This window comes from Rhodobacter aestuarii, from assembly GCF_900156655.1.
In the GTDB taxonomy this organism is placed as follows: Bacteria; Pseudomonadota; Alphaproteobacteria; order Rhodobacterales; family Rhodobacteraceae; genus Rhodobacter; species Rhodobacter aestuarii.
On sequence record NZ_FTOG01000005.1, the window covers coordinates 187,959 to 207,107 of the forward strand.

General features: G+C 63.6%; 24 protein-coding genes. All 24 read left to right on the forward strand.

All coding sequences use genetic code 11. The features are described from left to right. The 24 genes from BW967_RS08835 (at window position 1) to BW967_RS08950 (ending at window position 18,912) form a co-directional block, all read left to right on the forward strand. Window positions 1-207: a phage head-tail joining protein gene (locus BW967_RS08835; RefSeq protein ID WP_076484689.1), complete on the forward strand. Its 207-nt coding sequence runs from the start codon at window positions 1-3 to the stop codon at window positions 205-207. Next, window positions 207-1,667 carry a phage portal protein gene (locus tag BW967_RS08840; protein ID WP_076484690.1) on the forward strand — a complete coding sequence of 487 codons (1,461 nt, stop codon included), beginning with the start codon at window positions 207-209 and terminating at the stop codon, window positions 1,665-1,667. Before BW967_RS08835 ends, BW967_RS08840 begins: the two co-directional genes overlap by 1 nt. Further along, entirely contained in the window at window positions 1,648-3,900 is a 2,253-nt protein-coding gene (locus tag BW967_RS08845; RefSeq protein WP_076484691.1) for a head maturation protease, ClpP-related, read from the forward strand. The genes BW967_RS08840 and BW967_RS08845 overlap by 20 nt, the downstream gene beginning before the upstream one ends. Window positions 3,901-3,975: 75 nt before the next feature. Beyond that, complete coding sequence (locus tag BW967_RS08850) at window positions 3,976-4,308, forward strand: DUF2190 family protein (protein WP_076484692.1); 333 nt, start codon at window positions 3,976-3,978, stop codon at window positions 4,306-4,308. Then, window positions 4,308-4,631 (forward strand): head-tail joining protein, encoded by a 324-nt coding sequence (locus BW967_RS08855; RefSeq protein WP_076484693.1) that lies wholly within the window; start codon window positions 4,308-4,310, stop codon window positions 4,629-4,631. Before BW967_RS08850 ends, BW967_RS08855 begins: the two co-directional genes overlap by 1 nt. Continuing rightward, window positions 4,628-5,041 (forward strand): hypothetical protein, encoded by a 414-nt coding sequence (locus BW967_RS08860; protein ID WP_076484694.1) that lies wholly within the window; start codon window positions 4,628-4,630, stop codon window positions 5,039-5,041. Before BW967_RS08855 ends, BW967_RS08860 begins: the two co-directional genes overlap by 4 nt. A gap of 40 nt (window positions 5,042-5,081) precedes the next feature. Continuing rightward, window positions 5,082-5,504 (forward strand): phage tail protein, encoded by a 423-nt coding sequence (locus tag BW967_RS08865; RefSeq protein ID WP_076484695.1) that lies wholly within the window; start codon window positions 5,082-5,084, stop codon window positions 5,502-5,504. Further along, window positions 5,501-5,851, forward strand: coding sequence for a hypothetical protein (locus BW967_RS08870; RefSeq protein WP_076484696.1), 351 nt, complete (start codon window positions 5,501-5,503; stop codon window positions 5,849-5,851). Before BW967_RS08865 ends, BW967_RS08870 begins: the two co-directional genes overlap by 4 nt. 35 nt (window positions 5,852-5,886) lie before the next feature. After that, window positions 5,887-6,237: a hypothetical protein gene (locus tag BW967_RS08875; RefSeq protein ID WP_076484697.1), complete on the forward strand. Its 351-nt coding sequence runs from the start codon at window positions 5,887-5,889 to the stop codon at window positions 6,235-6,237. Next, window positions 6,234-8,447 carry a phage tail tape measure protein gene (locus BW967_RS08880; RefSeq protein WP_076484698.1) on the forward strand — a complete coding sequence of 738 codons (2,214 nt, stop codon included), beginning with the start codon at window positions 6,234-6,236 and terminating at the stop codon, window positions 8,445-8,447. The genes BW967_RS08875 and BW967_RS08880 overlap by 4 nt, the downstream gene beginning before the upstream one ends. Beyond that, window positions 8,447-9,076 (forward strand): hypothetical protein, encoded by a 630-nt coding sequence (locus BW967_RS08885; RefSeq protein ID WP_076484699.1) that lies wholly within the window; start codon window positions 8,447-8,449, stop codon window positions 9,074-9,076. The genes BW967_RS08880 and BW967_RS08885 overlap by 1 nt, the downstream gene beginning before the upstream one ends. Before the next feature lies 1 nt (window position 9,077). Continuing rightward, window positions 9,078-9,704: a hypothetical protein gene (locus tag BW967_RS08890; RefSeq protein ID WP_076484700.1), complete on the forward strand. Its 627-nt coding sequence runs from the start codon at window positions 9,078-9,080 to the stop codon at window positions 9,702-9,704. Beyond that, on the forward strand, window positions 9,689-10,168 hold the full coding sequence (locus BW967_RS08895; protein WP_076484701.1) for a DUF6950 family protein: 480 nt from the start codon (window positions 9,689-9,691) through the stop codon (window positions 10,166-10,168). Before BW967_RS08890 ends, BW967_RS08895 begins: the two co-directional genes overlap by 16 nt. A 3-nt stretch (window positions 10,169-10,171) precedes the next feature. Next, window positions 10,172-11,935 (forward strand): phage tail protein, encoded by a 1,764-nt coding sequence (locus BW967_RS08900; protein WP_076484702.1) that lies wholly within the window; start codon window positions 10,172-10,174, stop codon window positions 11,933-11,935. A 7-nt stretch (window positions 11,936-11,942) separates the two neighbouring features. After that, window positions 11,943-12,917: a hypothetical protein gene (locus BW967_RS08905; protein WP_139327812.1), complete on the forward strand. Its 975-nt coding sequence runs from the start codon at window positions 11,943-11,945 to the stop codon at window positions 12,915-12,917. A 51-nt stretch (window positions 12,918-12,968) separates the two neighbouring features. Next, window positions 12,969-13,289: a phage holin family protein gene (locus BW967_RS08910; RefSeq protein ID WP_076484704.1), complete on the forward strand. Its 321-nt coding sequence runs from the start codon at window positions 12,969-12,971 to the stop codon at window positions 13,287-13,289. Between the two features lies 1 nt (window position 13,290). Then, a complete protein-coding gene (locus BW967_RS08915) occupies window positions 13,291-13,974 on the forward strand; it encodes an NlpC/P60 family protein (protein WP_076484705.1) in 684 nt (227 codons plus the stop codon). A gap of 13 nt (window positions 13,975-13,987) precedes the next feature. Further along, entirely contained in the window at window positions 13,988-14,191 is a 204-nt protein-coding gene (locus BW967_RS08920) for a hypothetical protein (protein ID WP_076484706.1), read from the forward strand. 11 nt (window positions 14,192-14,202) lie between these two features. After that, window positions 14,203-14,469: a spike base protein, RCAP_Rcc01079 family gene (locus tag BW967_RS08925; RefSeq protein WP_076484707.1), complete on the forward strand. Its 267-nt coding sequence runs from the start codon at window positions 14,203-14,205 to the stop codon at window positions 14,467-14,469. Then, window positions 14,460-14,780: a hypothetical protein gene (locus tag BW967_RS08930; RefSeq protein WP_139327813.1), complete on the forward strand. Its 321-nt coding sequence runs from the start codon at window positions 14,460-14,462 to the stop codon at window positions 14,778-14,780. Before BW967_RS08925 ends, BW967_RS08930 begins: the two co-directional genes overlap by 10 nt. Further along, a complete protein-coding gene (locus BW967_RS08935) occupies window positions 14,777-15,919 on the forward strand; it encodes a phage head spike fiber domain-containing protein (RefSeq protein WP_076484709.1) in 1,143 nt (380 codons plus the stop codon). Before BW967_RS08930 ends, BW967_RS08935 begins: the two co-directional genes overlap by 4 nt. Beyond that, entirely contained in the window at window positions 15,916-16,191 is a 276-nt protein-coding gene (locus tag BW967_RS08940; protein WP_076484710.1) for a hypothetical protein, read from the forward strand. Before BW967_RS08935 ends, BW967_RS08940 begins: the two co-directional genes overlap by 4 nt. Then, window positions 16,188-16,502, forward strand: a complete 315-nt coding sequence (locus tag BW967_RS08945; protein WP_139327814.1) for a hypothetical protein — start codon at window positions 16,188-16,190, stop codon at window positions 16,500-16,502. The genes BW967_RS08940 and BW967_RS08945 overlap by 4 nt, the downstream gene beginning before the upstream one ends. A gap of 316 nt (window positions 16,503-16,818) precedes the next feature. Further along, the gene (locus BW967_RS08950) at window positions 16,819-18,912 is read left to right on the forward strand and encodes an acyltransferase family protein (RefSeq protein ID WP_076484712.1); all 2,094 of its coding nucleotides are present in this window, start codon (window positions 16,819-16,821) and stop codon (window positions 18,910-18,912) included. The last annotated feature ends 237 nt before the right edge of the window (window positions 18,913-19,149 follow it).

Genomic DNA, 19,149 nt, shown 5'->3' on the forward strand with positions numbered 1-19,149 from the left:
ATGGCTTGGACGCAATCCGACATCGACAAAGCCAAGGCGAATTACGCCAAGGGCGCGCTGAAGCTGCGGCTCGCAAGCGGCGAGGAGATCGGCTTTGCGAGCGGCAATGACATGCTCAAGCGCATCCGGATCATGGAAGCAGAGCTTGCGGGCCTGGCGGCGGGTGTGGCGCGGGTGTCTTATCCGCGCAGCACGCGGGGGCTTTGATGAACCCGATCGATGCGGTGGTGAACTACTTCAACCCGGTGGCCGGGGCGCGCCGGGTGATGGCGCGGGCGCGCACGGCGACGGTGATGAACTATGACGCGGCCTCGCGGGGGCGGCGCAGCTATGGCTGGAAAAGCCCAGGCACGGCGGCGGATGCGGCGGCTTTTGGAGCGCGGGCGCGGCTGCGCAATTTGAGCCGCGATATGATCCGCAACCGTCCTTATGCGATGCGCGGGCGCGATGTCGTGGTGGCGAATGTGGTGGGCGAGGGGATCATGCCCTCGATCGTCGCTGAGGAGGCGGCGAAAGCGCAGATCGAGGAGATCTTGCGCGCGCATCTTTTGACGCCCGCGATGGATGCGCTTGGCGAATATGATTTGCTCGAGCTGCAGCAGATCGTGATGTCGGCGGTCTTTAGCGATGGCGAGGTGTTGCTGCGCCGGCGCATGCGCAACACGCGCTTTAATGCCGGGCTGCCGCTGCCTTATCAGGTCGAGCTCATCGAGGTCGATTTGCTCGATACGAATGTGCAAAGCTGGGGCCAGAACCTGGTGGAGGAGGGGATTGAATACGGGCCCACCGGCGCGATCGAGGCCTATCACATTCTCTCGGAGCACCCGGGTGCTGTGCGCAATCGCAAAGCGCCCACCACAACGCGGGTGCATTGGAGCGATATCATCCATGTGCGCCGCTTTGATCGCCCGGGCCAGCTGCGCGGGGTGCCGTGGCTTGCGCCGGTGATGATGACGCTGGGCGAGCTCAGCGATTACCAGGAAGGCCAGATCCTGAAACAAAAGATGGCCGCGCTGATGGCGGCGGTGATCGAATATCCCGATGGGGTGCAGCGTCCCGCGCAGGCCGGGGCAGGGCTTGAGGAACTGGCGCCAGGCGCAATGGTCGAACTGCCCGAAGGGGCGAAGGCGCAGTTCACCAATCCGCCCGTGGTTGATGGCTATGACGAGTTCATGCGCCGCGGCTTGCAGGCGGTCGCGGTGGGCTTGGGGGTGACCTATGAATCGCTCGCGGGCGATTTGAAGAACGTCAACTTCTCCTCGGGGCGGATGGGCCGCAATGAGATGGATCGGCTGATCCGCATGTGGCAGCGCAGCATGATGATTGGCCAGTTGGGGGTGGGGCTGGAGCGCTGGTTCCGCGACGGGCTGCGCCTCATCGGTCTTGGGCATCTCGCCTTTAGCCTGCATTGGACGCCGCCGCGGCGCATCTTGATCGATCCGACAAAAGAGGTTCCGGCGATGATCGAGGAGATCGAGGCCGGGTTGAACAGCCGCCAGAGCACGCAGCGCGAATTGGGCCGTGATCCCGATCGCATCCGCGCCGAGCGTGCGGAGGATCAAGAAAAGGACGCGGCGGCCAATCTCGCGCCGACCCTGCCGAAATTCCCCCAAGGCGCGAGTGGCACCAAGACAGAGGAGAAAGAGAATGCCGAAGACCGGCCGTGATCTGATCGTCCACGGCGAGATCATCCTGAATGGGGATGTGCTTTCCGACGAATGGGCGGTCTACATGTTTGACGAAGACGTGTTCTTCACCCCACGCATGGTGCGCGAGGCGCTCGCAGAACTTGGCGAAGGCCGTGTGACGATCCGGCTCAATTCGATGGGCGGGCATGTGTATGCGGGCGAGCAGATCCGCGCGATGCTGGCGGGGCATCCCGGCGGGTGTCGGATCATCGTTGAGGGGATCGCGGCCTCGGCAGCCTCGTTTTTGTTCATGGCGGGGGCGGAGCGGCTGATGTCGGCGGGCTCGATGCTGATGATCCATGATCCTTCGGGCTCGTGCTGGGGCACTGAGGAAGAGATGCGCCGGCAGGCCGATGCGACGGGCGCGCTCGCCTCGGTGGTGGCCACGGTTTACGCGGCGGCGGCCGGCATCACCCCCGATGAGGCCCGCGCGCTTATGAAAACCGAGACCTGGTACGGGCCCGAAGAGGCGGTGGCCGCGGGCTTTGCCGATGCGGTGATCGAGGAAGAACCCTCTCGCTCTCAAAGCATGATCGCCACGCTGGCGGGGGCAAAAGCCGCCTTTGCTGCGGCGGGCCAGCATCTGCGCATGAGATTGACGCAAAAACCGGAACCGGGCGCAGAGCCCCGTTCCGCAATCGCCGCCGCGCGCGGCACCCTGGCCCCGGCGGCCGATATGAAGGAGACGAAGATGGAAGACGACACCCCGGCCGCCCCGGCCCAGACCCCGGCGGCAACCCCGGCGGCAAATCCGGCCGTGACGCCGACCCCTGTGGCGGGCCCGCCTGCGATGCAGGCCGATCCGGGCGCGCCGCCCGTGATGGCGGCAAATCCGGCCGTGACGCCGACCCCTGTGGCGGGCCCGCCTGCGATGCAGGCCGATCCGGGCGCGCCGCCCGTGATGGCGGCAAACCCGGCGGAGGCGATTGCGCAAGAGCGCGCGCGGGTGCGCGGCATTCGCGATATGGCGGCGCCTTTTGTGGCCTCTGGGCGGCTGACGCAAGCCGAGGTCGATGCGTTGATTGATGATGGCACCTCGGCGCAGGCGGCGGGCGCGCGTTTTATGGCGGTGATGGCGGCGGCTGAACCGGCTGGGCGCTCGGGCGGGGCGGGGTCGAGCGTCAGCATCACCCGTGATGAGACCGAAACCCGCATGGAAGGGATGATCGGCGCGCTGATGGGGCAAAGCGAGGGTCCGGCGCGGGATTATGCGGGGCTGCGGATGCGCCGCCTTGCGATGGATCTCGCGGGGCCGCGGCGTGGCTATAACGATGCCGAGGCGATCCGGGCGGGGATGCGGGCGACGACGATGATGGGCGGGGCTTATGGCATCTCGGATTTTGCCTATATCACCACCGAGGTGATGAACCGCTCGCTTCTGGCCGCTTACAATCGCCGCGCGGCGAATTGGCAAAGTGTGTGCGGCGCGCCGATCTCGGCGAGCGACTTCCGCGAGATCCATGCGGCGCGCTTTGGCGGGGACTTCTCGCTGAAGAAAGTGCAAGAGAACGGCGAATACCAAGCCGCGACGCTGAAGGATGAGGCCGAAGGTCTGAAGGTCGAACGCCGGGGCCGCACGATCACCATCACCTTTGAGGCGATTGTGAATGACGATATGGGGGCGTTCCAGCGCATTCCGGGCGAATTTGCGATGGCGGCGCGCACGATGGAAGCCTCGATGGTGTGGTCGCTCTTCCGCACCAATGCGAAGCTCAAATCCGACGGCAAGGCGCTCTTCCATGCTGATCACGGCAACCTTGCAAGCGCGGCGGCGGCGATCAATGTGACCAGCATCGCGGCGGGGCGCAAGGCGATGTGGGAACAGCGCGCCTTTGGCTCGATCGATAAGGATGACTTTTTGCAGATCGAACCGAACCGGCTGCTCGTGCCGCCCGCCCTCGAGCTCGTCGCGCTGCAGTTCAAAGCCGCAACCGCGCCCACGGCCGATGGCTCTGTGAACCCGTTCAAAGCCTCGCTGGATCCGATCGTGGTGGGCAACCTCGGCGCCTCGGCCGGGGGCTCGGACACCGCCTGGTATCTGATCTCGTCGGATCTGCCGCCGATCCAGCACGCCTATCTTGAGGGCTATAACGCGCCGACGGTGCAGACCCGCGAGGGGATGAACCCCGATGCGGTGGTGATGGATGCGCGCCACATCTTCGGCGCGGCGGCGGTGGAATTCCGCGGGGCTTACAAAAACGCGGGCCAATAACCCGCTCTGACATGATTTGACGAACGGGCGCCTTGGGGCGCCCTTCGTCGTTTTGGACCCTTTAGGAGAGAGACGATGCAAAATTACATTCAGCCGGGCGAGCATGTGACGGTGACGGCGGCGGCCAATCTGACCTCGGGCAGCCTGGTCAAGATCGGCGGGCTTGTGGGGGTGGCGCAAGGCGATGCGGCGAGCGGGGAAGAGGTGGTGCTGGTGCGCCGGGGTGTCTTCACGCTGCCCAAAGTCTCCGCGCAGGCTTGGACGGTCGGGCAAAAGCTCTATCACGACACGGCAACGGGGGCTGTGACCTCGACCGCGACGAGCAACACGCTCATCGGCGTGGCGCTTGCCGCCGCCGAAAACCCTTCAGCCACGGGCGTGGTGCTCCTCGATGGCGCTGCGCGCTGATGTCTTCGCTCTTTGAGGGCATGGCGGGGATGCTGGGCGATGTCTTTGGCGCTCCCGTCACCTATCAGCCCAAATCTGGCGCGGCGGTGGTGGTGCAATCGATCTTCCGCGAGGAACCGATCACGATCACCGGGGAGCACGGCCAAGATGTGCTGATCGAGGCGCCGAGCTGGCGCGTGCCGCGCGATCTCCTCTCGGGCGTGAAGCGCGGCGATCAGATCGCGCTCGCCGATGGGCGGGTCTTTCAGGTGCTCGCGCAAATCGGCACGGGCTCACCCGCTTCAGATGCCTTTGTGCTTTATGAACTTGAGCCCGTCTCATGAGCGGGGCAGAGCGCAAAGAGATCCGCGCGGCGGCAAAAGCCGCGCTGGCGGCGGCGCCTGGCCTCGCTGAGGCGACGCAGATCTCGGCCTGGGTGCAAAGCGTCGATGCCGAGAGCCTGCCCGCCTATGGGGTGGCGACGCCCATCGAGCGCCAAGACCGGATCGGGCACGATCTCGATCAATGTGATCCGACGCTGGTTGTGGTGCTGAAGCTCTTGGGCGGCGCGGAGATCGAGGATGTGCTCGATGATCAGGGTGATCTGATTGCGCCCTTGGTGATTGCAGCCGTCGCCGCGGAAAACCGCTCCTGCCTTTTGGTCCAGACAGAAACCCGTGCGGAGGGCGATGGCGGCAAGCGCGTCGGCACGCTCACTTTGACCTTCACCGTCACTTATTGGGCCGACGTTTAACGCCGGCCGCGACACCCCCCACCCATAAGGAGAACACGAGATGGCAAGCACTGGCGTGAAGCTGGGGCATGGCTCCAAGGTGCGTATTGGCCGGGGCGCCACGCCCACTTGGACGCAATTGAGCGGGCTGAAGGATTTTAGCCACCCCGATCAAACCCCGCCCGATGAGGATGTGACGGGCCACGATAGCCCCGGCAATACCGAAGAAAACATCCCCGGCCTGTTTCCGGCGGCCGATTTTACGCTCACCAAAGACTATGTCCCTGAAGACGCGGAAGATGTGCTGCTCACCGATCTTTACCGCGCGCGCGGCGAGCTGATCTTGGTGGAAATCACCCCCAAAGGCGCGGCGACGCCGCGGATCTGGCAAGGCTATGTCAAGAAATGGGTGGGCTCGATGCCGGTGAAAGGCCCGATGCAGGGCGAGCTCACGATCCGCGTGATGGCCGAGGTGGTGGCATGAGCCGGCGCGGGGAGGGAGAGGCCGCCTTCACCTTCAAAGGCGCGGATTATCGGCTGGTCATCGACTTCAATGCTTTGGCCGATTTTGAAGATCAGATCGGCGAAAATGCCTTTGCGCGGCTCGATCGCAGCCTCGATGTGCCGCTCACCGCGGTCGAGCAGCGCGCCTTTCTCTGGGCGGCCTTGCGCGATCAGCATCCGCAGATCGATCTGCGCGCGGCCGGCAAGATGGTGAAGGCAGGGCGCCTCGCGTTCCGCGCGGCGCTTGCAAGCTTTCTGGCCGAGCCGGAAACGGGCGAAGAGGAAGAGGAGGAAGAGGGCGCGGGGGAGAGCGGCGGGGGAAAGTAACCGCCCCGGGTGCGGCCGCGCGCCCGGGCAAGGCTTTGACGATCGAGCGCCTGGCGGTGGCGTTTGTCGCCGCAGGCTTTGAGGAGGCGCAGTTTTGGCGCCTCACTTTGCGCGCCTATCGGCGCTGGATGCGCGGCGCAGAAGAGCGCCGCAGGCAGGTGCTTTTGCACCACGCCGAGGCCACGCGCGCCGGATCGCTTCTTGGCGAAGAGGCGTATCGCAGCTGGGTGGCGGCGGTGCGCGGGGCCGAGACGCGCTTGCCCGAAGAGGCTTTGGGCGGCGTTCTGGCGCGGGCGGGCGCGCAGATCGAACAGATCAGCCTTGCCGAGGCGCTTGGCAAAATGGGGGCGCCGGCAGAGGCGCCTATGAGCGCAGAGTTGGAGTGAAGAACGTGGCGCAACTACAAGACCTCACAGCAAAAATGCGCCTTGATGTGAGCGAGTTCAAAAAGGGTGTGACGGCCTCTCGCGGCAGCCTCAATGATCTGAATGGATCGTTTCGAAGCTCTGGCAGTGCCGCTTTGGCGATGTCGAACAGCACCAAGGCCGCGCTCGCGAATGTCGGCTTCCAGGTGCAAGACATCATCACCCAGGTCTCGGGGGGCACCAGCATGACGCGCGCGCTCTCGATGCAGCTGCCGCAATTGCTGGGGGGCTTGGGTCTCGTGGGCGTGGCGGCCGGGGTTTTGGCGCCGCTCTTCATTGGCATTGGGGCGGCGTTTTTGGGCGCGGCCGAGGATGCGAAGGCCGCTGAAGAGCAGATGAAGCGGCTCTCAAAAGCGCTCGATGAATTGCAATCAGCCACCAAAGCCGCGCAGCAATCGCGCTTTGATCTGATGGAGCAATTTGGCCCCGAACAGGTTGCCCAAGCGCGGCAGATGCTCGAGATCCAGCGCGAGCTTGCCCGGGTGAACCTCGCGCGCGAATTAAACGCGGCCGCCGAGATGATCGGCAAGGTGCAGCTTGGCGATTTGGCGGGCAAATCGGCGGAAGACTGGGAAGCCTTCGGGGTGCAGCTGCGCGCGGCGCGCGCCGAGATCGAGGCGCTCGCCAAGGCCGAGATGTCGGGCAATATGACCGAGGCGATGCAAGATCGCGCGCTCGCGCTCGATGAGTTCATGGCACGCTCGCAAAACTATCAAGCCGATCTCAATGCCGTGCAAAAGATGTTTGGCGCGACCGAAGAGGCGGCGGGCCAGCTTATCGCCGCGATGCTGCGGCTGCGCGATGCCGAGGGGCCGCGCGATCAGGCGGCGGCCGCGGCTGAATTGCGCGATCGGCTCTCGGAGGTGCTTGGCAATATGGATGGGGCCAATGAAGAGGCCCTAAAACTTGTTGAGCAGCTCTTGAATGTCGAAGACGCGGCTTTGCGCGCGGCGGCTGCGGATATTGCGGGCGCGATTGCGCCTGCGGCGAATGAAGCGCGTCGCCTTGCCGATGAACTTGGCCGCGCGGTCACCAATGCGATGAACCTTGCGATGCAGGGGGTCTCGAGCCTGCGCCAGGCGCAGATCCATTACGACTTCCGCGATGATCCGATGGGGGGCGCGGCGGCGCTTGCGCGCGAACAGTTCGATGCCACCATCAAGCTGCCGATCGACAAGGAGACCGGCCTGCCGATCGAGGCCCCGCCCGAGGTGACGGCGCAGATCGAGGCGCAGCGGCGGGCCTTTGTGGGCGCGGCGGTGGCCACTGAGGAATACCGCCAGCGGCTTCTCGCCTGGCGCAAGGAAGAAGCCGAGGCGGCGCGGGCAGCCAAAGGGGGCGGCAGCAAGGGGCGGGCGAATGCCTATGAGGCGGCGATCGATAGTCTGATCGGCGGCACCGATGCCGCGCGCCAGCAGATTGCGGCGATCGAAGAGATCACCGGGGCGGGGCGTGATTTGGGCCGAGCATTGAAGATCATCGCGGAGCGTCAGAAGATCCTGACTGCGGCGCAAAAGGCCGGCATCGAGGTCACGCCCGAGATGGTGGCCCATATCAACACGCTCGTTGCGGCCTATGTCGATGCCAATGACGAACTAAAGACGATGCAAAGCAACGCCAAGCGCGGCGAAGATGCGATGTCGGACTTCTTTGGTGCGATCCTTGAGGGTGCCGATGCGGCGAAGGCAGCGCTTGCGAACCTCCTGATGGAGATCGCCAAGGTGCAATTCTCCAAGGGGATGATGGGGCTTTTGGGCATGACCTCTTGGGGCGGCGGGCTTTTGGGGATGATTGGCTCGGGGCTTTCTCCAAATGCCAAGGGCGGGGTCTTTGCGGGCGGCGTGAAGAAGTTCGCCACCGGCGGGGTGATTGACCGCGCGACGGTCTTTGGGCTGCGCTCGGGCCTTGGGGTGATGGGCGAGGCGGGGCCTGAGGCGATCATGCCCTTGGTGCGGGGCTCTGATGGCAAGCTTGGGGTCGCCGCGCAGGGCTTGGGCGGAAGCGCAGGCGGCGCGGTGCAGATGCATGTGACTGTGGGCTTTGATGAGAGTGGCAATCTTTACGTCAAGCAAGTGGCGCAGCGCGAGGCGGCCTCGGGGATTGCGGCTTATGACAAAGGCTTGCCGGACCGGGTGCAGGCGATCTCGATCAATCCAAGAAAGCGGTCCTGATGGCGTTGAGCTTCCCTTATCCTCTTGAAGATCTGAGCGCAAAACTGCGCGCGGGGCCGATCGCGCTCACGCTGCGCCGCTTTGACGAAACCTCGGGCACGGCGCGCGGGCAGGTGTGGTCCAGCCAGCTTGCCCCGCCGCTTTGGACCGCGACGGTGCCGCTGGTGACCCGGCTTGCCCCCGAGGCGCGGGCGGTCGATGCGAAGATCCATGCGCTTTCTGGGATGGCGAAGAGCTTTCTTTGGGCCGATCCTTCCTATCATCCGGCCTCTGGGGGTGTCCCTGGGGGCGCGGTCACGGTGGCGGGCGTCTCGGCAGATCGCACCGCGATCGCATTGCAAGGCCTGCCGCCTGGCTATCCGGTGGCGGTGGGGGATCGGCTTTCTGTGGCCCACGGCGCGGATCGGATCTGGTTTGCGAGCTTTGTCGAAGAGGGCGCGGCTGATGCGGCGGGCACGCTCGCTCCTCTGGCGGTCTATCCCTATGTGCCTTTTGGCGTGGGGCCGGGGGCATCCGTTGAGATGGCGGTGCCGCATCTCAAAATGATGGTCGAGAGTTACACGCCCTTCACCGTGGCACCTGGGCGGCTTGCGCGCAGCGCCTCCCTGACGCTTTTGCAAAAGGTCTGAGATGCAATTCCTCGATGCGTCTTTTGCGGCGAGCCTTGCGGCGGCGCCTGAGGCCGGACTTGTGCCGGTGCATTTTGTCTGGATCGTCGGGCGTGATCGTGAGAGCGGCGCGGCGGTGCCGATCGGGCTTTGGTCGGGGGCCGAAGAGATCTCGATCGAGGTGGCCCATCCGGGCGGGGCGGCGCAGCGGCGCGATTACATCGGTGGCTGTGGTTTCACCGTTGAGGGGCTGCGCTATGTGGCCGATCTCACCGACAATGCGGTCTCGGTGGCGCTGAGCGCCATCGCCGATCCGGTGCGGGACCTCCTGTCCGATCCGGGGCAGGGGCTCGATCTGCGGCTCGCCTATGTCGAGATCCACGCGACGACGATGACGGGCGGGGCTTTTACCTCGGCGCCGCAATTGCAATGGGTGGGGATTGTCGATGATGGCCCGCTCTCGACGCCGGCGGCGGGCGGCGAGGGCGGGATCGCGCTCTCCATCCGCTCAGAAATCATGACGCAGCTTGGCATGAGCTCGCCTGCAAAATCTTCGGACGCGCATCAAAAGCGGCGCGCGGCCACGGATCGGTTTTGCGAGGCGGCGGCGCTCATCGGGGCAAGGACGATTCAATGGTACAAAACCTGACCCAGCACCTGACGCGGCCGCGCGGGTGGCGCGCGCGGATGTCGGCCGAGATCGAGCGCCACCGGGCGGAACCCTTTGCCTGGGGGCAGCGCGATTGCGCGCTTGGGCTTGCCGCGGGCGTCGTTGAGGCGATCACCGGGGTCGATCTGCGCGGTGATTGGGGCGGCTATCGCACGGCGGCGGGGGCGGCTTTGGCGCTGCGCCGGGCGGGTTATACCTGCCTGGGCGATGCGGTGGCCGATCTGCTGCCCGAAATCCATCCCTCCGAGGCCCAACTGGGCGATATTGCGCTTATCGAGGAGGGCGAGATCGGCGCGCTGGCGGTGGTGAATGGCGGCACGCTTTTGGTGCTGACCGAGGCGGGGCTTGGTGTGCGCGAGCGCGCGGCCGCCACGCGGGCGTTTGAGGCCGGTCGTGAACGCGCGGCGGCTGCGCGGGCGTTTGCGGTCGGGACCGAGGAATAGCCCATGCGGAAGATCCTCTTTCTCTCCACGGCGCTGATCGCGTTCGGGGCCGATCCTGCACGCGCGGATGTGGTGACCGGTTGGCTTGCGGTGAATGTCTTTGGCGCCTTTGGGGCGGCGGCCTCGGCGGCTTTGGCGCAGATCACCGTTGGGCTTGGGCTCAATCTCTTGGCGGGCGCGCTGCAAAAGGCGCTGATGAAAACCCCGCGCCAGGAGATCGATGTCACCTTCGAGGTGCAGCTTGGCGATGACAAGCCGCTTGGCTTCGTGGTGGGGGACTATGCCACGGGCGGCAAACGCAAATATATCGCGAACTGGGGCAAGGATACGCGCTTCATCGCCGAGGTGATCGAGGTCTCTTGCCTGCCGCAGGATTTGGCCGGGCTTTGGGTCGATGATGAAGAGGGCGCATGGGATGAGGAAACCGGGCATGCCTGGCTGCCGGTGCGCAAGCGGTCCAAAACAACGAACAGCCAGACCGGCGAGGTCACTTATGGGGCCTGGGTTGCTCTCGATCCGGGCTCGGTGGGAGAATTGGCGGGTGGGCCGGGGCCTGAGGGGCCTGCGCCCGATACCGACACGGCGCAGTTTATCTATGTCGGGCGCTGGCTCACGAACGCGGCCGATGACGGGTATACGAGCGAATTTGGCTTTTACGCGCCCGGCAACCGGATTTGCCTGCGGTTTTATGATGGCACGCAAAGCGCGGCCGATCCGTTCTTGGTGCATCTCTTTGGCGCCGATCCGGAGTATCCTTGGACCGAAGATCACATTGGCACCGGCAAATCTTATGCCGTGGTGGTGACGCGCTATGATGATGACAGCCGCGGCTCTTACCCTGCCTTTCTGTGGGAGCTTGCGCCGCTGCCGCTTTATGACCCGCGCCTTGACAGCACGGCGGGGGGAACTGGCGCGCATCGCTGGGGGGATCGGTCCACCTATGCGCCCACCAGCAATGCGGCGGTGATCGCCTATAACATCGCGCGCGGGATTTATTATCGCTCCGAATGGATCTTCGGCGGGCGCAATCTGGCGCCTTGGCGGCTGCCCTTTGCCGAATGGGCGGCGGCGATGGCGGCTTGCGATGCGGCGGTGGCGCGCGAAGATGGCGGCACCGAGCCCGCCTATCGGGTTGGCGCCGAGATCACGGTCGATATGGAACCGCTGGGGGTGCTCGAAGAGATCGGGCGCGCGGCCAATATGCGCTTTGCCGAGGTGGGCGGGATGCTCAAGCCCTTGGTCGATCTGCCCGGGGCGGCGATTTTGGCAATCACGGATGAGGATATCGTGATCACCGCGGGGCAAAGCACGCGCCCCTTCGTGCCCGTGAGCGAAACCTTCAATGCGCTTTCGGCCACCTATCCCGACCCATCTGAGAAATGGGCCAATAAGGATGCGGCGGAGGTGGTGGCAGAGAGCACTGGGCCCAATGCCGGCGATGGCCAGTGGACCCCAGATGAAACCGGCGCACTTCTCTGGGTGCCGATGTATCTGCCGACCTCGGTGAGCTATCCGGCGGCGCCTTATGCCGATCAGGTGCAGCGGTTGATGCGCGCGCAGCTCGCCGATTATCGGCGCATGCGCCAGCACCAATTCCAATTGCCGCCGATGGCCTATCCGCTCGAGCCGCTCGACATGATCAGCTGGACCTCGGCGCGCCATGGCTATGCGGCGAAGCCCTTCTTGATTGACTCTTGCCAAAAAACCGCAGGGCTTTGCGTGGCGGTGACGCTGCGCGAGGTCGATGTGGCCGATTACGACGGATGAGGATGCCATGACACTCACGACGCGCCGGGTCACCGGCCCTGCACTTTTGCCCAATGGGGGGGCGCCAAGCGCGGGCAAGATCACTTGTCGGCTGCGCGGCTGGGACCGCGAAGCCGGCACGCTGGTGCTGCCCTTTGCGGCGGTGAGCTATATCACCGAAGGGATTGTGGATTTTGCGCTTTGGGTGCCCGCGCTTGGCGAGCGCTATGTGGTGGAAGAGGGCGCAGCCTATCCCGCGCTCACCTATGATCTGACGATCGAGGCGCGCAGCGCGGCCGATGGGGCGCTTGAGAAGGTCACCTATCGCGTCGCGGCGCCCTCTGGCTCTGGTGATCTCGTCTTTGCCGATCTTTTAGCGGCGGGCGATGTGGTCGAGCCCGATCTGCCCGGCGCGCTTGCCCAGGCGCAGGCGGCGGCCGCAAGTGCGGCGGGCAGTGCGCTTTCCGCGGATCAATCCGCGCAGATCGCCGATCAAAAGGCGCGAGAAGCTGATCTCAGCGCCACGGCGGCGGCGACCTTTGATCCGGCGAAGTTCCAGCCGATCAATGCGTTTTTGAGCGGGCTTGCGGAAACGGGCGAGATCGTCACGCCGTCCCCCTCTGGCGCGGCGGTTTTGACCGGGACGGTGGCCGAGGGGCGCGCGGCGCTTGAACTGGGGGAGATGGCGCTTCTTGATCTCGCGGATCTGGTGGCGGCGATTGCCGCGCAAACCGGCACCACTGCCAAATGGCAAGATGTCTCGGCCGCGCGCGTGGCGGGGACGGCCTATCAAAACGACACCGGCCATCCGCTCGATATCAACACCCGGCTGTCTGTGGGCACGGGGCGCAACTTCGAGATCTCTGAGGATGGTGTGAGCTGGCAGCCGATCGCCTGGAGCGGCACGGTTGAGGCGATGAACATCAATGTGACGATCCCGCCGGGCAATTATTACCGCGTGCTGACGTCTTACAGCCCCGGCCAATGGATGGAACGGCGCTGATCTCACCCGCGAAAAACGCGAGGAAAAACCCGAGACAAAAAGGGGACAGGAATGAACGAAACGCGTGGCCTCATTGAGGTGGCCGACGCGCTCTTTGGGGGTGCGATCACGACAGCGGCGGCGGCTTTTGCGGGGCGCTTGATGTGGCACAGCACCGAGGTGCGTTCCGGGCGGCGGCGGTTCTTTGGCCGCGAGCTTTTGTGGGAGCTGCCGATTGCCATTGGCATGGCGATCATTGGCGAGGCGGTCGCCTCTTACTTCGGGCTCGATCGCACGGTGAGCACAGGCGTGGTGGCGGCACTTGCCTATCTCGGCCCGCGCGGCGCCGAGGCCGTGCTGACACGGATTTTTATCAAAGGCAAAGGGGTGTGAAATGACCACCAATTGGCGGGCCGTGCAGGAGCGGCTGAAGGCGCTTGGGTTTGACCCGGGCTATATCGACGGGGTGCGTGGCCCCAAAACCGATGCCGCGATCACCGCGTTCAAGCGCAGTGTCGGGCTTAATCCGCGGCCCTATTTTGGCCCGCTCACCGAGGCCGCGCTGATGGGCGGGGCGCAGCAACGTGCGCGCGCCGATATTCCCTGGATGGCCGAGGCGTCCCGGATGCTCGGCATTCATGAGGCCCGCGACACGGCACGGCTGAAGGCGTGGTTCGATAAAGCCGTCAACTGGATCGACCCGCGCGAGATCCCCTGGTGCGGGGCGTTTGTGGCGACCTGCATTCGCTCGGCGCTGCCCGGAGAGGTGTTGCCCGACAATCCGCTTGGCGCGCGCGCCTGGGGCGGCTTTGGCAAGGCCTGTGCGCCGGTCTTTGGCTCCGTTCTGACCTTTTGGCGTGGGTCGCGCGCGGGTTGGCAGGGGCATGTCGGCTTTTACTGGGGCGAGGAGGCCGGCGCCTATCACGTGCTCGGCGGCAATCAATCGAATGCGGTGAGCGTCACGCGGATCGCGAAGGCGCGTCTGCTCTCGGCGCGCTGGCCAGACGCTCTCCCCGTCACCGGAAAACCCATCGAGCTTTCCGCGTCAAGCGGGCCGCTCTCGCACAACGAAGCCTGAAAGGAGGCTGATCATGGAAAATATCGTTTGGGCGCGCGTGGTGTTTTACGCGCTCTCGTCGCTTCTCGCCGCGATGCCCGCGGCTTGGGCGGGTTGGGGGCTCAGCTATGACGCCGCGACCGGCATTCTCTCGATCAACATCGAGACGCTGGCGGGCGTGTTTGTCGGCGCGCTCCTCGCCTCCGGGGGCGTGATGGCGCTCTGGGGCAAGAAATAGGGGGGCCGATTATGTCTGATCCGTTTGCATTCCATGACCCCGGCATCAATGGCCCCTCCCTGGGGGCGGCGCCGATCGTGCCGAGCGACACCGAAGATCTGGCGGTGCCGGTGCGCGCCGTCACCATCGGCGTGAATGGCGGCACGGTGCGCTACACCCATGCCAGGACCGGCGCGATCTGCACCACCGGCGAGCTGCCGATCGGTCAGCACTCGATCTGGGCGCGGCGCATCTGGGACACCGGCACCACGGCCGAGGGCCTCACGGGGTGGCAGTGATGATGGGGCTGATGGGACTTGGCGGGCTTGGGCTCGTCAGCATCGGCGGAGGTTTGGTGGCGGCGCGGCCAAGTTACCGCGTCGGCGATCTGCAGCCCTGCCTCGTGCTGGACTTTAGAAACGCGGTCTACGTCGCGGATGAGACCTGGTGGTATCCCTCCTACACCTCTGGCGATGATCCGCCCTGTCTCGTGCTCGACTTCGCCCGCGAGACGTATCTGGCAGATGTGGATTGGTGGAAAGAGCCGCCGTTCCTGCCAGCAACGCCAGTTCTGATCTTGGACTTCTCAAACGAAAGGTATGCGGCATGAGCCTGCAAACGAAATCTTTTGCCGATCTTATTACCCTGACACGGGCCAGCGTTGGGACCTATCTGGGCGCTGACGGTTTGATCAAAACCGCCGCGGTCGATGTGCCGCGCTTTGACTTCTCGACAGGGAAAAAGGCGCTGTTGTTGGAGAGTAGCGCGACGAACCTTGTAGACACCCCGCTGGCATCGTGGATCAACAACAACGGTGCCGCGACGATCACTACTGGTGTAGAGGATATTCTCGGCACAGCAACCGCAATCACGATCACTTATGATGGTTCGGCCACCAATATGGGGGTCTACAAAGGCTTCGCTGCCGCAGTCGGTGCCATTACGTTCAGCATGTTCGTTAAATGGGTCAGCGGAGCGACGGTCTGGCGCTTCGGGTCTGACACCTTGGGTATGTATGCACATATCGACGTCACTACCGGGGAGCTTTCGACTAAGTCGGCCGGGGTTACGGGCTACACGTTCACCGTCCTTGGCAACGGATGGGCACGGGTTTCGGTCAGCGGGACCGTCTCAACTGCCGGGACTTACGGGTTCAGCGTGTATAGCGGGACCGTAGGGACCGGAATCCGCTCCGCAACATTCTCCGGCGCTCAACTTGAGCAAGGCTCCGGCGCAACAAGCTACATCCCCACCACAACTGCCGCCGTCACCCGCGCCGCAGATATTGTCGCCCCGATTGATCTCAGCGGGTTCTATCTGGGCGATGGCTATTCAATTGTCGTCAAGGGGCGGATGGATGCGGTGCTGGGGGACTATGATCGTGTCGTCCAACTTGATGCTGGCAGTGACGTCACAAGGCAGGATTTCTTGTGGAACAAACCAACGAGCAGTTTCCGGGGAGAAGTGTACGACGATGGTGAGTACCAAGCCGCCTTTCTTGTCTCCGATGGTCCACAGCTTCGCGAAGTTTTCGCGATGGCCTTTGCTCTCGGCGAGAACCACTTCCGAGCCGCCCGAAACGGCGTTGTTGGTGCGCTGGATTCCAGTGTCAGCTACGCCACACCACTGTACCTGCGTTTAGGTGGGAACTCGATAGCAGGAGGACGCCCCGCCCGCCTCTTGCTCGAAAGCGTCCTCATCTACCCCAGCCTTCTGAACGAGGCTCAACTGATCGAGGTGACGGCATGATCTACCTGACCTTTGCCGATGAGGCCGAAGCGCTGGCCGCTCTTTATGAAACCGATGGGGAAACCCCGCGCTATCCCGGGCTGGAAATCCTCAACCCGTGCCCGATGCCGGTGAGCGAAGCCACGGGCGCGGTGGATGCCGAAGGCGCGGCGATCAGCGCGGCGGTGCCGGGCTATCACGTCAACTGCGTCTGCCCGTTGGGAACTTGCTCGCCGGAACTGGACCCGTGGCGGGTCTATCCGGTGACGCCCTTTGCGGTGCTGGCGACATGACCCTACGCGCGATGCTGCGGCTCTGGTGGCTTTGGCTCGCCATTGCCGCAGCGCTCGGCGGCGCGCTGGCGTGGGGGCATTACGCCCGCCTGCGCGCTGACCTCGCCGCCACGCGGTCCGATCTGGTGGCCGCGCAGGGCATGGTCACCGCCTATGCAGAAGCGGCCGAGATCCGGCGCCGGTCGGATGAAGAACAGACGCGGCTGCGAGAGGAAGCCGCCGCGCTCGATCACCAGCTCGAACAAATGGAGGGGGGCGATGCGCCGCTTAGCGATTATCTGCGCACTGCTGCTGGCCGCCTGTGGCGCTGACCCCGCGCCGCCACTGGCGGGGCTCGATCTGACGCCTTGCGCGGGTTGGACCGGTGGCGTGCCGGATACCGAGCAGAGGTTGATGCGCGCGGCAGCTGCGGAAAGGGCAGGGCGGCTCTGTGCGAATGCGAAGTTGATGGCGGTGGGGTGGCGGAATTTTGCTGATCCCTAACTATTTAAAGGGGGCGCAACCTTACTACAGTAAGGCATTGCATCAGTCGTGGAATCAGCTTAGCGCGTTCTCCACACGCTCTACACCTGTCCAATAGTGCCGCGGTACCCCCCGTGCGGACGTAACAACGTGAGAGTTTTCTGGATGCATTTACAAAGCGGATTCAATTCACACGCAGGAATTAAGGAGGGGAAACCCTTGTCCGGGTTTCGGCTCGACATACAGGGTTTGCGCGCCATCGCTGTCGTGCTTGTCGTGTTGGATCATGCCTTCGCTTGGCCGACTGGCGGCTTCATGGGGGTGGACGTTTTCTATGTCATCTCTGGGTACCTCATTTCAGCGCATATTCTGCGCGAGGTTGAGACCACCGGCACCCTGTCCTTCCGCGACTTTTACCTCCGGCGCGTTCGGCGGATCTTCCCAGTAGCTTTCGTCGTCGCGGTCGCAACGGTGATCGTCTCGTTCTTGCTTTGGTTCCCGCCGAGGGCAATTCAGGCCTCGCTAGATGCTCTCAGCGCGATGCTTTTCGTATCGAATTTCCATTTCATGGCGATCGGAACCGACTACCTGCAACAGCAGGCAGCTGTGTCTCCATTCCAACACTACTGGTCTCTGTCGATCGAAGAGCAGTTCTACACTATTTGGCCACTGCTTCTTCTGGGGTTGGCCAGCCTCATGCCTTCGCGCAAGGCCATGTTTCTTTCGGTTATCGCCCTTATTGTCGCGAGCCTTGCGTGGGGTCTTTGGAATACGCTCTCCGCGCCTACATCGGCCTATTTCGAAACTGGGGCGCGGGCATGGGAACTTTTGGCCGGAGCGTTATTGGCCATCTACGAAGCAAAGCAAGCCGGTGCAGAACGTCAGACCTTTGTGAAGATGCGCCGGGCGGTCTCGATCACCGGGGCCAGTGTGATCATCCTGTCTGCCATCGTCGTCTCCCCAGCTTGGATGATCCCGGTTCCGACGGTTGGCCTATCGGTCATTGGCGCGATGGCGGTGGTCTGGGCGAATGCGCCTGTTGGAAGGCTCAGCCTGCTTGGTAACGCGCTTTCGCAGTGGCTGGGCAAGGTTTCCTATAGCCTATACCTTTGGCACTTTCCGGTGCTGGTCTTCTCGAAGCAGTTCGGAGAAACGTGGCAGATCAAGCTCGCGACACTGCCGATCATGCTGGTCCTGTCGTGGCTGTCCTATCTCTACGTCGAGCGTGCCGTTCTGGAAAGCCGGTTCCTGCAAGCAGGGGGCCGAAGGAAGTGGCCATTTAAAGTCGAGCTTTCAGTCAGCCTCTCGGCACTTGTGGCGATCACCGTGTTCGCCTTGGCGCAACTCTACGGGCCCGGTGCTGTGCGCTCGGCGAACCCTTGGCTGACGCGTCTAACCGGCTTCCATCAGTTCGAATCCGCACCGCTGGCATCGGTGGAGCAGCGCGAAGCCGATATCCGCATCGCCCTAGCGGCGAAGGCTTGGCCGCCGGAGATCAGCGAGCAATTGGCGACAATGTCCGAAAACCAGTTCGCCGAATCCATGACTACCTGCCGTATGTCACCGATGTCCGAGGGCCCATGGAAGACCTGCCGCGTCACGTATGGCAACACTTCCGTCTTCGTTGTCGGCGATTCCGTTGCCGCAAGCTGGGTACCTATGATCGATGGCGTGGCGCGCGCGAAGGGCTGGGATGTCACGGCAATAACCTTTTCAAACTGTTCGCTGTTTGACGTTGATGTGAGCGATGCCTCCGGAAGCCCGGCCTTCACCGCCGCGTGCCGGCAACGCAGGGCCGAACTTTTTGCCCTGCTTCGCGAAATGAAGCCGGAAATCGTTTTCCTTTCCGCGTCTGAATCCGCATTGACCTATACCGGCCTGCCGATGCCGGAAGCAGCAAAAGCATGGCAGGAGGGAGCAAAACGGACCTTTTCGAAACTTTCCAATGTCGCACAGATCGTCGTCCTGGAGAACCCTCCTTGGGGCGAAAGTCCGCTTGAATGCGCGGGGCGTTATTCGACGCCTGGCCACTGTATCGGAACGATTTCGCAGCGTCACAAACTCAAATCTGACTCGGAACGCGCGGCGACAGATAGTTTCTCAAATGCGAATTATGTTTCTACCAGATCATGGTTCTGCCTCGATGATCGCTGTCCCGTCTTCGCATCGGGCCTTGTTGTTCGAGTGGACCTTGCCCACCTGACGAGGGCGACTTCCGCGCTTCTCTCGCCCGTTTTGGAACAGACTATGTCGAGATAGTCGGTGCATACACGCTATGATCAACTTGTAACGAACGCGGGCCTTCGACCTATAACTTCGTGCGCATCGATTCGCTGTAAAAGCTGATGGAGGTCATAAAAATTTGACCATTTATTACGTTAAATCGTGCACGGGCTCTGTACCGACTGGTGGCTAATCGTTTTTGGGGCGGCTATCTGTTCCTGACGCTTTCCACGACCAGTATTTCAGGGATAGTTAGTTTGGTTCTGACACGAT

What these genes read in the sequence shown, in the direction of transcription:
- BW967_RS08910 (WP_076484704.1), top strand. Translation starts at nt 12,969, where the DNA reads ATGAACGAAACGCGTGGCCTCATTGAGGTGGCCGACGCGCTCTTTGGG.
- BW967_RS08935 (WP_076484709.1), top strand. Translation starts at nt 14,777, where the DNA reads ATGAGCCTGCAAACGAAATCTTTTGCCGATCTTATTACCCTGACACGG.
- BW967_RS08915 (WP_076484705.1), top strand. Translation starts at nt 13,291, where the DNA reads ATGACCACCAATTGGCGGGCCGTGCAGGAGCGGCTGAAGGCGCTTGGG.
- BW967_RS08885 (WP_076484699.1), top strand. Translation starts at nt 8,447, where the DNA reads ATGGCGTTGAGCTTCCCTTATCCTCTTGAAGATCTGAGCGCAAAACTG.
- BW967_RS08840 (WP_076484690.1), top strand. Translation starts at nt 207, where the DNA reads ATGAACCCGATCGATGCGGTGGTGAACTACTTCAACCCGGTGGCCGGG.
- BW967_RS08850 (WP_076484692.1), top strand. Translation starts at nt 3,976, where the DNA reads ATGCAAAATTACATTCAGCCGGGCGAGCATGTGACGGTGACGGCGGCG.
- BW967_RS08865 (WP_076484695.1), top strand. Translation starts at nt 5,082, where the DNA reads ATGGCAAGCACTGGCGTGAAGCTGGGGCATGGCTCCAAGGTGCGTATT.
- BW967_RS08890 (WP_076484700.1), top strand. Translation starts at nt 9,078, where the DNA reads ATGCAATTCCTCGATGCGTCTTTTGCGGCGAGCCTTGCGGCGGCGCCT.
- BW967_RS08895 (WP_076484701.1), top strand. Translation starts at nt 9,689, where the DNA reads ATGGTACAAAACCTGACCCAGCACCTGACGCGGCCGCGCGGGTGGCGC.
- BW967_RS08905 (WP_139327812.1), top strand. Translation starts at nt 11,943, where the DNA reads ATGACACTCACGACGCGCCGGGTCACCGGCCCTGCACTTTTGCCCAAT.
- BW967_RS08940 (WP_076484710.1), top strand. Translation starts at nt 15,916, where the DNA reads ATGATCTACCTGACCTTTGCCGATGAGGCCGAAGCGCTGGCCGCTCTT.
- BW967_RS08925 (WP_076484707.1), top strand. Translation starts at nt 14,203, where the DNA reads ATGTCTGATCCGTTTGCATTCCATGACCCCGGCATCAATGGCCCCTCC.
- BW967_RS08920 (WP_076484706.1), top strand. Translation starts at nt 13,988, where the DNA reads ATGGAAAATATCGTTTGGGCGCGCGTGGTGTTTTACGCGCTCTCGTCG.
- BW967_RS08835 (WP_076484689.1), top strand. Translation starts at nt 1, where the DNA reads ATGGCTTGGACGCAATCCGACATCGACAAAGCCAAGGCGAATTACGCC.
- BW967_RS08845 (WP_076484691.1), top strand. Translation starts at nt 1,648, where the DNA reads ATGCCGAAGACCGGCCGTGATCTGATCGTCCACGGCGAGATCATCCTG.
- BW967_RS08900 (WP_076484702.1), top strand. Translation starts at nt 10,172, where the DNA reads ATGCGGAAGATCCTCTTTCTCTCCACGGCGCTGATCGCGTTCGGGGCC.
- BW967_RS08855 (WP_076484693.1), top strand. Translation starts at nt 4,308, where the DNA reads ATGTCTTCGCTCTTTGAGGGCATGGCGGGGATGCTGGGCGATGTCTTT.
- BW967_RS08950 (WP_076484712.1), top strand. Translation starts at nt 16,819, where the DNA reads ATGCATTTACAAAGCGGATTCAATTCACACGCAGGAATTAAGGAGGGG.
- BW967_RS08870 (WP_076484696.1), top strand. Translation starts at nt 5,501, where the DNA reads ATGAGCCGGCGCGGGGAGGGAGAGGCCGCCTTCACCTTCAAAGGCGCG.
- BW967_RS08860 (WP_076484694.1), top strand. Translation starts at nt 4,628, where the DNA reads ATGAGCGGGGCAGAGCGCAAAGAGATCCGCGCGGCGGCAAAAGCCGCG.
- BW967_RS08945 (WP_139327814.1), top strand. Translation starts at nt 16,188, where the DNA reads ATGACCCTACGCGCGATGCTGCGGCTCTGGTGGCTTTGGCTCGCCATT.